This window comes from Xanthomonas sp. BRIP62418 (assembly GCF_003993495.1).
Classification (GTDB): domain Bacteria; phylum Pseudomonadota; class Gammaproteobacteria; order Xanthomonadales; family Xanthomonadaceae; genus Xanthomonas; species Xanthomonas euroxanthea.
On sequence record NZ_QEZG01000029.1, the window covers coordinates 56,825 to 69,810 of the forward strand.

The window sequence follows — 12,986 nt, forward strand, 5'->3', positions numbered from 1 at the left end:
ATCGCGTTGCCGTGCAAGCCTGCAGCCAGCGCCGCAGCAGCGATCGCGCGCCACTGCAGCAATGCGCACTGCTGCGCTCCAACACCCCGCGCCCACGCAAAGCGCTGCACACTGATGCGATGTCAGCTTCCCGTTCCGGCGCCGCCGCGCCCACCGTTCCCCGTCCCGGCCCCACCCTGCGCGAGCGCCTGGATGCGCTGCGCAACCTGCCCCCGTTCCTGCGCCAGATCTGGCAGACCAGCCGCTGGCTGAGCGCCAGCAGCATCGGCCTGCGCGTGCTGCGCGCGTTGATGCCGGTGGCCTCGTTGTATATCGGCAAACTGATCATCGACGAGGCGATCCACCTGGTCGGCCAACCACCGGCCTTCGACTCGCTGGCCCAGGCGCTGGGCAGCGGGCGCCTGAACCGGCTGCTGGAATTGCTGGCGCTGGAACTGGCCCTGGCGATCGGGTCGGACCTGCTCGGCCGGCTGGTCGGCTATGCCGATGCATTGCTGTCGGAACTGTTCAACAACGCCGCCAGCGTGCGCCTGATGGAACACGCCGCACAGCTGGATCTGGAGGATTTCGAAGACCCCGACCGGCAGGACAAGCTGGATCGCGCGCGGCGCCAGACCATGAACCGCATGAACCTGATGAGCCAGCTGTTCGGCCAGGTGCAGGACGCCATCACCGTGGTCAGCCTGGCGGTGGGCCTGGTGGTGTATGCGCCGTGGTTGATCCTGCTGCTGGCGATCGCCCTGATCCCGGCCTTCATCGGCGAGGCGCATTTCAACGCATTGGGCTATTCGCTCAACTTCCAGTGGACGCCGGAGCGGCGCCAGCTCGACTACCTGCGCCAGGTCGGCGCCAGCGTCGAGACCGCCAAGGAAGTCAAGATCCTCAACCTGCACCGGTTCCTGATCACGCGCTATCGCCGGCTGGCCGACAAGTTCTTCCAGGCCAACCGCGCACTGGCGCGCAAGCGTGCGTTGTGGGGCGCGTTGCTGGCTGCACTGGGCACGCTGGGCTACTACATGGCCTATGGCTACATCGCCTGGCGCACGGTGCGCGGCGATTTCAGCATCGGTGACCTGACCTTCCTGGCCGGCAGTTTCCTGCGCCTGCGCCAGTTGCTGGAAGGCCTGCTGATCGGGTTTTCGCAAGTCGCCGGCCAGGCCTTGTATCTGGACGATCTGTATTCGTTCTTCAACATCGTGCCGGAGATCCGCTCGCGCCCGAATGCGCTGCCGGTGCCGCGCCCGATCCGCCAGGGCTTCGTGTTCGAGGACGTGGGCTTCCGCTACCCGGATGCCGAGCAGTGGACGGTGCGGCATCTGGATTTCGAACTACGCGCCGGCGAAGTGCTGGCGCTGGTCGGCGAAAACGGCGCCGGCAAGACCACCCTGGTCAAGCTGCTGGCGCGGCTGTACGACCCGGACGAAGGCCGCATCCTGCTCGATGGCCAGGACCTGCGCGATTACGACCTTGACGATGTGCGCGCCAACCTGGGCGTGATCTTCCAGGACTTCGTGCGCTATCACCTGAGCGTGGGCGAGAACATCGGCGTCGGCCAGGTCGATGCGATGGACGATGCGCCGCGCATCCGCGCCGCTGCGCAGCGTGCGATGGCCGGCGAGCTGATCGACAGCCTGCCCGATGGCTACGACCAGTTGGTCGGGCGCCGTTTCAAGAACAGCGTGGACCTGTCCGGCGGGCAGTGGCAGAAGATCGCCATCGCGCGCGCCTACATGCGCGATGCGCAGCTGATGATCCTGGACGAACCAACCGCCGCACTGGATGCGCGCAGCGAGTTCGAGGTGTTCCAGCGCTTCAAGGAGCTGTCGGACAACCGCACCGCGGTGCTGATCTCGCACCGCTTCTCCAGCGTGCGCATGGCCGACCGCATCCTGGTGCTGGCCGCCGGCCGCATCGAGGCCAACGGCACCCACGCCGAGCTGATGGCGCAGGGCGGGCGCTATGCGGAACTGTTCGAGTTGCAGGCGGCGGGGTATCGGTGAGGCTGGGGATTGGGGAGTCGGGATTGGGGATTGGGGATTGGTAAGAGCTGCCGGTTCATCCGCAAGCCCCTATGACTCCAGAACCCAGGATCTGCTCTAGCGAATCCCCAATCCCGACTCCCGAATCCCGGCCATCCAAATGAGAGTTCATCTCATTTGGCCGGCTTGAGGTAGAATTGGCCGGTACTCTTCCCACGACACTTACCGGTATGTCTTCCGCTTTCGGCGCCGAAACGGTGCTTGAGGTCCGCCACTGGACCGATGCCTACTTCAGCTTCACCACCACCCGCGATGCCGGTTTCCGCTTCGAGAACGGGCAGTTCGTGATGATCGGCCTGGAGACTGAAACCCGCCCGCTGCTGCGGGCGTACTCGATCGCCAGTGCCAATTGGGAAGAACATCTGGAGTTCTTCAGCATCAAGGTGCCGGATGGCCCGCTGACCTCGCGGCTGCAGCACATCCAGCCCGGCGACAAGGTGCTGGTCGGCAAGAAGCCCACCGGCACGCTGCTGATCAGCGACCTGCACCCGGGCCGCAATCTGTACCTGCTGGGCACCGGCACCGGCCTGGCGCCGTGGTTGTCGGTGATCAAGGATCCGGAAACCTACGAGCGTTTCGACAAGGTGATCCTGACCCAGGGCGTGCGCTTCGTGCAGGATCTGGCCTACCGCGACTACTTCGAGCGCGAACTGCCGCAGCACGAATTCCTCGGCGACCTGCTGCGCGAGAAGTTGCTGTATTACCCGGCGGTGACGCGCGAGGCGTTCGCCAATCAGGGCCGCCTGACCGAACTGATGGCCGATGGCCGCATGCAGCACACGCTGGGCTTGCCGCCGCTGGATCCGGCCAACGACCGCTTCATGATCTGCGGCAGCCCGCAGATGCTGGCCGACCTGCGCACCCTGCTGGACGCGCGTGGCTTCCAGACCTCGCCACGCATCGGCACGCCGGGCCATTACGTGTTCGAGCGCGCCTTCGTCGAGAAATGACGCGACCGGCGTGAAACGCCAGCGCAATGCGGCGTCTCACATCACGCCTCGGCGAAATCCGCTGTCGTAGGAGCGCACCCGGGCGCGACGAGGCATTCCCGGTAACGCTTCGTCGCGCCCGGGTGCGCTCCTACGGTTCCAGCGCCTTGCCCAGCGCGCGTTCGATGTCCGTTGCCAGAGCGTCCGGCTTGGTGGTCGGTGCGTAACGCTCCAGCACCGTGCCATCGCGACCGATCAGGAATTTGGTGAAGTTCCACTTGATCGCTTCCAATCCCAACACGCCACGCTGTTCGTGCTTGAGCCACCGCCACAGCGGATGCGCGCCGCTGCCGTTGACCTCGACCTTCTCGGCCAACGGAAAATCCACAGCATAATCGAGCGAGCAGAACTGGCGGATCTGCGCGGCATCGCCCGGCTCCTGGTGACCGAACTGGTCGCAGGGAAACCCGATCACCACCAGCCCACGCTCGCGATAGCGCCGCCACAGCGCCTGCAGGCCTGCGTATTGCGGGGTAAAGCCGCATTTCGACGCGACATTGACCACCAGCACCACCTTGCCGGCGTAATCGCGCATCGACTGTGTACGACCGTCCAGGTCGGTGAATTCAAACGTGGAGATGTCGCTCATGGCCGCCCCGCTGTGTGCAAGCAGGGCAGCGTAACGCAACGGCCCGCAGCGCGGCATCGCGATCGCAAGCGTGTCAGTCGGGGAAAAAGGCGGTTTTCGACGGACCCGTTGCCGCAGCCACCTGGCCCTACCCGATGATCCCGACCGTGGCCGGCCGCTGGCACGGCGCGTTAGCGGCCAGCATCGGCCAGGCGGGCAGATCGGCAGATCGGCAGCTCGCCGGGCAGCCGGCATGCAGCCAGATGAAAAACATGCCGCAGCGCGTATCGGCAGCGCCCGTCCGGCGGCGGCGCACGCACGGCGTCAGCGGTCCTGGGCCCGCAAGGCGCGCACCGCTCGCGCCCGCCTGATGGCAAGGCGAGGACCTTGCAGCCATGCCTTTTGTCACACGCCTGTCCGGCCCGGCTGGGGTAGCCTCGGCGGTTCGCACTTTGGAGCAACCCTCTTGACCACCCGTCTCGCCTTTGCCCTGGCCGCTTCCCTGGGACTTGCCATGCCGTCCTACAGCATCGCCGCACCTGCCACCACGCAGGCCGCCACCCACGCCAATCCGTTCTTCGCAGACAGCACGCTGCCGCTGCACTACCCGCAGTTCGACAAGATCACCGACAGCGACTTCGCACCCGCCTTCGACGCCGGCATGGCCGAGCAGTTGAAGGAAGTGGACAAGATCGCCAACCAGAAAGCCAAGCCGAGCTTCGACAACACGCTCATCGCGCTGGAAAAAAGCGGCGCCACGCTCGATCGCGCCACCACGGTGTTCTTCAACCTGGTCGGTGCCGACACCAACGACGCGCGCAAGAAACTGCAGGCCGACTACTCGGCGAAGTTCGCCGCGCACCGTGACGCGATCTCGCTCAACGGCAAGCTGTTCGCGCGCATCCAGACGCTGTACGACCAACGCAGCCAGCTGGGCCTGGACGCGCAAGGCGTGCGCCTGGTCGAGAAGTACTACAGCGATTTCGTCCGCGACGGCGCCAAGCTCTCCGATGCCGACAAGACCACGCTCAAGGCGATGAATGCCGAGCTGGCCAACCTGGGCACCACCTTCAGCCAGAACGTGCTGGCCGAAGTCAATGCCGCTGCCGTCGTCGTCGATGACGTCAAGCAGCTCGACGGCTTGTCCGAGGAACAGATCGCCGCCGCCGCCGAAGCCGCCAAGGCGCGCAAGCTCGACGGCAAGTACGTGATCGCGCTGCTCAACACCACCGGCCAGCCGCCGCTGACACAGTTGAAGAATCGCGAACTGCGCAAGAAGATCTACGACGCCTCGGTCTCGCGTGGCAGCCACGGCGGCCAGTACGACAACACCGCGCTGGTGTCGCGCATCATGAAGCTGCGCGCCGACAAGGCCAAGCTGCTCGGCTTCCCGACCTACGCGGCCTATTCGCTGGAAAACCAGACCGCCAAGACGCCCGAAGCGGTCAACGCGATGCTGGGCAAGCTGGCACCGGCGGCGGTGGCCAACGCCAAGCGCGAGGCGGCCGACCTGCAGGCGATGATCGACAAGGAACAGAAGGCCGCACGCAAGCCGAGCTTCAAGCTCGAAGCCTGGGACTGGGCCTACTACAGCGAGAAGGTGCGCCAGGCCAAGTACAACTTCGACGAATCCCAGCTCAAGCCGTACTTCGAGCTGAAGAACGTGCTGGAAAACGGCGTGTTCTACGCGGCCAACCAGGAATATGGCCTGACCTTCAAGCAGCGCACCGACCTGCCGACCTACCGCGACGACATCACCGTCTATGACGTGTTCGACGCCGACGGCAAGCAGCTGGCGATCTTCATCGCCGACATGTACGCACGCGAATCCAAGCGCGGCGGCGCCTGGATGAACTCCTACGTGTCGCAGTCGGCGCTGACCGGTTTCAAGCCGGTGGTCGCCAACCACCTCAACATCCCCAAGCCGCCGGCCGGCCAGCCGACGCTGCTGACCTGGGATGAAGTGACCACCATGTTCCATGAGTTCGGCCATGCGCTGCACGGCATGTTCTCGGACGTCAAATACCCGTATTTCTCCGGCACCAGCGTGCCGCGCGACTTCGTCGAGTTCCCCTCGCAGGTCAACGAGATGTGGGCCGACGAGCCGTCGATCCTGAAGAACTACGCCAAGCATTACCAGAACGGCACGCCGATGCCGCAGGCCTTGCTGGACAAGGTGATTGCCGCGTCCAAGTTCAACCAGGGCTTTGCCACCACCGAGTACCTGGGTGCGGCCATGCTCGATCAGAACTGGCACCAGATCAGCGCCAGCCAGGTGCCCGACGCCGCCGGCGTGATGGCCTTCGAAGCCAAGGCCCTGCAGCAGGACGGCATCGCCTACGCGCCGGTGCCGCCACGCTACAAGACCCCGTATTTCAGCCACATCATGGGCGGTTACGCGGCCGGCTACTACGCCTACATCTGGTCGGAAGTGCTCGACGCCAACACCCAGCAGTGGTTCAAGCAGCACGGCGGGTTGAGCCGCGCCAACGGCGACCGCTTTCGTCAGACCCTGCTCTCGCGCGGCGGCAGCGTCGATGCGATGGAGCTGTTCCAGAACTTTGCCGGCCATGCACCGCAGATCGAGCCGCTGCTCGAGAAGCGCGGCCTGAGCGCGCAAGGTGGCGATGGCGCCACACCGGAAGCGCCGCAGTCCAAGCCGTAATCGCACTGCAGTGAAATGAAGACGCCGCCCGGAGCGATCCGGGCGGCGTTTTTGTTGGTCGCCATCAGAAGACCTGCTGCAGTCAGCGCAAACGGCGCGCTCAGAGCTCGACCGAATCCACGCCGTCGAGCAGTTTCCTCAACAGCTTTTCCAGCCGCACCTGCTCGGCATCGCTGATGCCGGACGTCTCTGCATTGAGCAGCGTGCAGGCATCGGGCAGCAGACTGTTGATCAACGCCAACCCCGCAGGCTGCAAGGTCAGCATGATCTTGCGTCGATCATCCGGACTGCTGCCCCGCGCGATCAATCCCTTCTCGCACAACTGATCGGTGAGGCGGGTGATGTTGGCCGGCTTCTCGCTGGCAGCCTCGGCCACCTCGGTGGGCGTGATCGCCTGCTCCGGGGTGCCGTAGAGCATCATCAGAATCTCGTACTCCGGCGGGCTGATGCCATAGGGCTTCAACCGCACACACCCTTGCGTGTGCAGCCGCTTGTAGAGATGCTTGATCAGCCTCACCAGGACGGCCGGTTCCCGCGGAAACGCCGGATAGCGCACACAGGTGTGGTCCACGCGACGTGCGGTTGGATCGAAACTACTCATATCACCCGTTTGATTACATTACTGAATGGCCAAGCCATTCAATCACATCGTCTGCCGGGTGACACCTCAGCGTGCGAAGAGATGTACATATTCCGGCGCGACCCACGCCAACAACGTCGAGGCAGCGACCTCGGCCGTCTGCGTGCCATCCGAGTACGGCCCCACCTGATACGGCGGAAACACGAACCGAAGCGCGGTGATCTGCCCGGCAGCATTGAGCACCGGCACGAACTGGGCAAAGTTGTCGACCTGCGCCGCAGTGCCTTCGGCAATCATGCGATCGGCCGAGGCCACCTGCGCGGCCTGCTCTTCGACCGGCACACGCTCGGCTTCCACGCGTTGGGCGGCGGCGTTGTGCAACTGCACGGCGACCTCGCGCCCGATCGCTTCCCAGCCTGCCGGGTCCGGAATCAGGGCCTGCGCGGTCAATTGCCTGCGCTCCTTGACCAGCCAGACGAAGCGCGCCACCAGCGGTTCGCCATGCGCACCACCGGTGTAGCGGCTGCCGTCGGCGGACACGACGATCAGGTCCGGGGTCTGCAACACGGTCTCGAACGCCAGCGACAATTCGTAGGGCGCAGCCGGCTTGTCGTTGCCGAGCCCGGACACCGCCTGCATGAGTTCGGCACGCGCTGCCTGCGCATAGCTGCGGATCAGCGCGCTCAGTTCGGGAAATGCGTCCAGCCCGCGCGGATAACTGATACCCACCATATAGGCGGGCGCGTGCTCGATCACGTCTTCCAGCGGTCCGCTTTGCACAAGCACCGGCTCTGCCGGCGGTGCCGTCGCAACGCTCGCCTCGGCGGCCGGCTCTGCCGATTCGGCCGTCGTCGGCGCGCGCTGGCTACAGCCTGCCAGCACCGCCAGCATCAGCAAGCCCCGGACTGCATTCACTCCTGACAACCGCCCCATTCCCGCCTGCTCCCTTCGATACATCTGCAAAGACTCGCCGCCGCCGCTCAGGCCAGCAGATCCTGAAACTGTTGGTGCCGCCGGATATACGCCTCGGCGTAGCTGCAGGCAGGCACGACCGTGTAGCCCCGCTGCCGTGCATGGGCCAATGCTGCCTCGACCAGCGCTGCGGCAATGCCGCGGCCGGCGATCGCGTCCGGCACCTGCGTGTGGGTGATGGTCATGCGCTCGCCTTCCAGACGGTACGCCAGCTCGGCGCGTTGTCCATCGGTGTCTACGCTGAAAAGCTGCTGCGCGGAATCGTGATCTGCCTGCACTTTCGCTGCCTCCATGGTGGTCTGCACGAGGCAGTGACGATGACGATCAGTGTGACCAGCGCGGCGCCGCGCCTGCGTGAAAATGAATCGATGCCGTGACTGCCCGCGCAGCCTGCCGAGCAGGCACTTAAGTTCGCTCGCGCCGCGCCGATAGCTCAGCCGAAGGCGCCCGTTGCCACTGGGGGCGGTACGACCTGCCAAGGCCTTCGCCTTACCTACGAGGAGTCACCGCATGCACAACGATTCGGCAGGACACAGCGCAGACAGCGATAGCTCGTTGCTGGAAGGCTTGTTCCAGTTCGCCATCAAGGGCGACACCCACAACCCCGACTTCGCGCAGCTCAACGACACGGTGTACCAGCGCCTGCAGCAGGCCTACGGCGCGGTGCCCACCAGCAGCGTCGGTAACGGGCAGAAGCGCGACGCGGCCTGAGCCGGCATCGCATCACTCGCCAGGACCCATCGCGCGTTGGCGCTGGTCCTGGCCCGGTCGCCCAAGGCGACCCGCTATTGCCACCACTTCGACCTACCGCGCATGCCCGCCTGCGGCCAGCGGCGCGCGTGCCCGCCGCTATCAGCCGAAACGCGGGTTGGACAGCTGCTCCAGGAATACCTGCAGCACGCGCGGCTCCATGATCAGCATGAACATCACGCCGAACGCGGCACCGGCCAGGTGCGCGCTGTGGTTGATGCGGTCGCCGCCGCGGCGGTCCATCCACAGGCTGTAGCCGACGTAGAACACCGCGTAGATGATCGCCGGCGCCGGAATGAACAGCACCAGGATGATGGTCCACGGCTGCAGCAGGATGAAGGCGAACAACACCGCCGACACCGCGCCGGAGGCGCCCAGGCTGAGATAGTTCGGGTTGTTCTGGTTCTTCAGATAGCTGGGCAGGATCGAGACCACCAGCGCCGCCAGATAGAACAGCGGATAGGTCAGCACGCTGCCGGTCAGCTGGGTCATCACGTTTTCGATCACCCGGCCGAAGAAGAACAGCGTGATCATGTTGAAGACCAGGTGGCCCAGGTCGGCATGGATGAAGCCGTAGGTGACCAGGCGGTCGTACTGCTTGTGCTTGTCCAGCGCCGGCGGCCACAGCACCAGCCGGTCGGCCAGCTTGCGGTTGTTGAACGCCATCCACGAGACGATGCCGGTGACGGCGATCAGGATCAGGGTAATCATGCGGACCTCAGGCAGAACGGTAATTGTCGACCATGCGATACCGGCGCGCGTACAGGCCGAAGGCCAGTGCCGCCAGAAACGCGAAGGCCGCGAAGAAGAACATCAGAAATGCCGCCTCACTGAGTCCAGTATCGGCGATGTGGGAGGTCACCGTCGCATTGCGTACCGCCACGTTCGACAGCAGCACCCATAGATTGCCCACCGTGGTGGTCAGGTACCAGAAGCTCATCACCACGCCCTTCATCGACGGCGGTGCCTGGCTGTAGGCGAACTCGATCCCGGTGGCCGACACCAGCACCTCGCCGAAGGTCAGCAGCGCATAGGGCAGGATCTGCCAGGCGATATGCATCGGCTCGCCGCCGTCCATGCTGATCTGGATGGCGCCGACCGCGATCCAGGCCAGGCCGCCGAAGGCGATGCCGCAGGTCATGCGACGCAGCGCAGTCGGCTCCCAGCCGCCACGCCGCAGCAGCGGATACAGCACCAGATTGTTGAACGGGATCAGCAGCATCACCAGCAGCGGATTGAGCGCCTGCATCTGCGAGGCGGTGAACCAGGCCGGCATCGTCATCACGCGCCCCTGCAGCACCCAGGTGGAGGCCTTCTGGTCGAACAGCGAGAAGAACGGCGTCACCAGCGCGAAGATCACCAGCACCCGCAGCAGCGCGCGCACCCCTTCGACCGCGGTATCGGGATGAATGCCACGCGCACGCTCCAGCTGCCACCAGGTACCGCCACCGATACCGGCCAGCAACAGCACCAGCGCCATGCACAGGCAGATGACGATGCCGAGCTGGTCGACCAGCGCGACGCAGGCCAGCGCCAGCAGCACCGAGACGATTGCCAGCATCAGGCCCGGACGGCCCTGCCCCGATGCCTGGGCCAGCAATGCAGTGCGCACCACCGTACCGAAGCCGTGCGGATCCTTCGGCGGCAACGGCACCCGCACATAGCGCCTGCGGCCCAGCCAGAACACCAGCGTGGCCACGAACATCAGGATGCCGGGAATGCCGAACGCCCACGCCGGGCCGAGATGCTTCAGCGCCAGCGGGATCAACAAGGAGGCAAACAACGAGCCGAAGTTGATGATCCAGTAGAAGCCGTCGAACACCACCTTGGCCAGGTGCTTGTTGGACTGGTCGAACTGGTCGCCCATGAACGAGGCCACCAGCGGCTTGATGCCGCCCGCACCCAGCGCGATCAAGCCCAGCCCGACAAAGAATCCGCTGCGGCTGCCTTCGAACAGCGCCAGGCAGGCATGGCCGGCGCAATACACCAGGCTGAACCACAGGATGGTGTTGTACTTGCCGAAGAAGCGATCGGCCAGCCAACCGCCGAGTAGCGGGAAGAAAAACACCCCGATCATGAAACTGTGCAGGATGTGCTTGGCCTCGGCCTCACGGCCGGGCCCGCTGACTTCCTGCAACAGCAGCGAGGTGATCAGGAACTGCACCAGGATGTTGCGCATCCCGTAGAAGCTGAAACGCTCGCAGGCTTCGTTGCCGATGATGAAGGGAATCTGGCGCGGCAGCCGCGCACCGGCAGTGGGGCCCGGCAAGGTGGAAGTGGTCAAGGGCAGTCCGGTCGAGCGAAAAAACACGCGCTATCGTACCGGCGGCTGCCGGTTGGCCGCCATCGCGACCATGGGATAAGGCCACGGGCGCGCCGCTGCATGCGTCGAGCGCCGCGCCTGGCAGGCGTTGATTGCGGACCCGGCGGGCGGGTGGCTGCCGTTGCGGCACACCTGGCCAGTGACTCGGCCCAGGCGTGCCGTCCCCGCCGTCGATACACCGCAACCACGCCGATCACACGCAAGTCATGACGCAGTGCAGATTGGCCTGCTGCGCCGGCTCGGCTACATTGCAAACGTTTTCCTGGAACACTGGACCGCTGGATGCCCCGCTTCACCCGCCTGGCCCTGAGCCTGCTGCTGCTGACCACCTGCCCCGCCGCACTGGCCGCCGAACCGTTGACCACCCAGGCCGAGCGCAGCGGGTTCGCGCAAACCGGACGCTACGACGAAGTCATCGCACTCTGCGATGCCTTTGCACAGCGCTACCCGCAGGCGGTGCGCTGCATCGAATTCGGCGCCACCCCGGAAGGCCGGCCGATGAAGGCGCTGGTTGTCTCCACCAGCGGGGCACTGGATGCAGGCAGCGCTGCGCAACGCACGTTGCCGGTGGTGCTGGTGCAAGGCGGCATCCATGCCGGCGAGATCGACGGCAAGGACGCGGGGTTTCTGGCCCTGCGCGAATTGCTGGACGGCAAGATCGGCAAAGGCGTGCTCGACAAACTGGTCTGGGTGTTCGTGCCGGTGTTCAACGTCGACGGGCACGAGCGCTTCGGCGCCTGGAACCGGCCCAATCAGCGCGGCCCCGAACAGATGGGCTGGCGCACCACCGCGCAGAACCTCAACCTCAATCGCGACTACCTCAAGGCCGACGCACCGGAAATGCAGGCGATGCTGCGGCTGGTGCAGCAATGGGATCCGCTGATGTATGTGGACCTGCACGTCACCGATGGCGCCAAGTTCGAACACGACGTGTCGGTGCAGGTGGAGCCCGTGCACGCCGGCGATGCCACGCTGCAACGCGACGGCACGCGCTGGCGCGATGCGGTGATTGCCGACCTGGCCAAGCAGGGCTCGCTGCCGCTGCCGTATTACCCCTCGTTCGTGCACGAGGACGACCCGACCTCAGGCTTTGCCGACGACGTGTCGCCGCCGCGTTTTTCGCATGGCTATTTCCTGCTGCGCAACCGCTTCGGCATGCTGGTGGAAACGCATTCGTGGAAGACCTACCCGGTACGTGTGCGCGTCACCCGCAACGCGATCGTGTCGGTGCTGCAGCAGGCCGCGCGCAACGGTGCCAGATGGCGCGCCGATGCACTGGCGGCCGATCAGCGTGCAACCAAATTGGCTGGCGAGATGGAGCCGTTGAGCTTCGCTGCCGGCCCGGCCGCACGCACCGTGGCCTTCCGTGGCTACGCCTACACGCGCACGCCCTCGCCGATTTCCGGGGCGTTGATGACGCGCTACGACGAGACCAGGCCACAGGTGTGGAAGGTGCCGTTACGCGACCAGATCAAGCCCGACGTGGTGGTCGATGCGCCACGCGGCGGCTACCTGGTGCCTGCCGCGCAAGCGGCCCTGGTGGCGGAGAAACTGCGCCTGCACGGCATCGCCTTCGACACCATCGCCACCGCCGGCACCCATCCGGTACAGAGCTTCCGTGCCGACACCGCCACGTTTGCCGCGCGCTCCAACGAAGGCCACCAGAACCTGGCAATCACCGGGCAGTGGCGCGACGACACCCGCACCGTGCCGGCCGGCTCCTTGTTCGTGCCGATCGCCCAGCCCAGGTCGCGCCTGGTGATGGCAATGCTGGAACCGCAGGCGCCGGATTCGCTGCTGCAATGGGGCCAGTTCAACACCGCATTCGAGCGCAAGGAATACATGGAGGATTACGTGGCCGAAGAGGTCGCGCACGCCATGCTCGAACGCGACCCGGCAGTGAAGGCGCAATTCGAACAGCGCCTGGCCAGCGACGCGGCCTTCGCGGCCGACCCGAAGGCACGCCTGGAATTCTTCGCTCGCCTGCATGCCTCCTGGGACGAGCGCTACCGCCTGTATCCGGTGTTACGCACCGCGCAGACGCAGTTCTGACGCGGCACCGATTCCGGCCAACACCTCGGCGCGCACGCGCGCCCTTCG

At 65.4% G+C, this 12,986-nt stretch carries 11 protein-coding genes; 5 read left to right on the forward strand and 6 right to left on the reverse strand.

The window, feature by feature from the left end; all coding sequences use genetic code 11:
- Positions 1 to 119: 119 nt before the first annotated feature.
- Together EO174_RS06780 and EO174_RS06785 are read left to right on the forward strand one after the other, a co-directional pair.
- Positions 120 to 2,000 carry an ABC transporter ATP-binding protein gene (locus EO174_RS06780; protein ID WP_126943318.1) on the forward strand — a complete coding sequence of 627 codons (1,881 nt, stop codon included), beginning with the start codon at positions 120 to 122 and terminating at the stop codon, positions 1,998 to 2,000.
- A 209-nt stretch (positions 2,001 to 2,209) separates the two neighbouring features.
- A complete protein-coding gene (locus EO174_RS06785; protein ID WP_104645084.1) occupies positions 2,210 to 2,989 on the forward strand; it encodes a ferredoxin--NADP reductase in 780 nt (259 codons plus the stop codon).
- A 130-nt stretch (positions 2,990 to 3,119) separates the two neighbouring features.
- On the opposite strand, the gene EO174_RS06790 is transcribed toward EO174_RS06785, so the two are convergent.
- Positions 3,120 to 3,617: a glutathione peroxidase gene (locus EO174_RS06790; RefSeq protein ID WP_126943321.1), complete on the reverse strand. Its 498-nt coding sequence runs from the start codon at positions 3,615 to 3,617 to the stop codon at positions 3,120 to 3,122.
- Between the two features lie 445 nt (positions 3,618 to 4,062).
- Between EO174_RS06790 and EO174_RS06800 the strand changes: the two genes are divergently transcribed.
- Positions 4,063 to 6,261 (forward strand): M3 family metallopeptidase, encoded by a 2,199-nt coding sequence (locus tag EO174_RS06800; protein ID WP_180496929.1) that lies wholly within the window; start codon positions 4,063 to 4,065, stop codon positions 6,259 to 6,261.
- Positions 6,262 to 6,361: 100 nt separating this feature from the next.
- Here EO174_RS06800 and EO174_RS06805 read toward each other — a convergent pair whose 3' ends face one another.
- The 3 genes from EO174_RS06805 to EO174_RS06815 form a co-directional block, all read right to left on the reverse strand.
- Positions 6,362 to 6,862, reverse strand: a complete 501-nt coding sequence (locus tag EO174_RS06805; protein ID WP_104583365.1) for a MarR family transcriptional regulator — start codon at positions 6,860 to 6,862, stop codon at positions 6,362 to 6,364.
- Positions 6,863 to 6,928: 66 nt separating this feature from the next.
- The gene (locus EO174_RS06810) at positions 6,929 to 7,774 is read right to left on the reverse strand and encodes a DUF3298 and DUF4163 domain-containing protein (RefSeq protein ID WP_126943326.1); all 846 of its coding nucleotides are present in this window, start codon (positions 7,772 to 7,774) and stop codon (positions 6,929 to 6,931) included.
- Positions 7,775 to 7,821: 47 nt separating this feature from the next.
- A complete protein-coding gene (locus EO174_RS06815) occupies positions 7,822 to 8,106 on the reverse strand; it encodes a GNAT family N-acetyltransferase (RefSeq protein WP_126943329.1) in 285 nt (94 codons plus the stop codon).
- A 217-nt stretch (positions 8,107 to 8,323) separates the two neighbouring features.
- Here EO174_RS06815 and EO174_RS06820 point away from each other — a divergent pair, with 217 nt between their 5' ends.
- The gene (locus EO174_RS06820) at positions 8,324 to 8,524 is read left to right on the forward strand and encodes a hypothetical protein (protein ID WP_104583368.1); all 201 of its coding nucleotides are present in this window, start codon (positions 8,324 to 8,326) and stop codon (positions 8,522 to 8,524) included.
- A gap of 141 nt (positions 8,525 to 8,665) precedes the next feature.
- Here the strand turns inward: EO174_RS06820 and EO174_RS06825 are convergent, their stop codons facing one another.
- Both EO174_RS06825 and EO174_RS06830 read right to left on the reverse strand, forming a co-directional pair.
- Positions 8,666 to 9,274, reverse strand: coding sequence for a rhomboid family intramembrane serine protease (locus EO174_RS06825; protein ID WP_115676618.1), 609 nt, complete (start codon positions 9,272 to 9,274; stop codon positions 8,666 to 8,668).
- Positions 9,275 to 9,281: 7 nt separating this feature from the next.
- A complete protein-coding gene (locus EO174_RS06830) occupies positions 9,282 to 10,847 on the reverse strand; it encodes an oligopeptide:H+ symporter (RefSeq protein ID WP_126943332.1) in 1,566 nt (521 codons plus the stop codon).
- 321 nt (positions 10,848 to 11,168) lie between these two features.
- On the opposite strand from EO174_RS06830, the gene EO174_RS06835 reads away from it, so the two are divergent.
- Positions 11,169 to 12,938, forward strand: a complete 1,770-nt coding sequence (locus tag EO174_RS06835) for a M14 family metallopeptidase (protein WP_126943335.1) — start codon at positions 11,169 to 11,171, stop codon at positions 12,936 to 12,938.
- Positions 12,939 to 12,986: the final 48 nt, after the last annotated feature.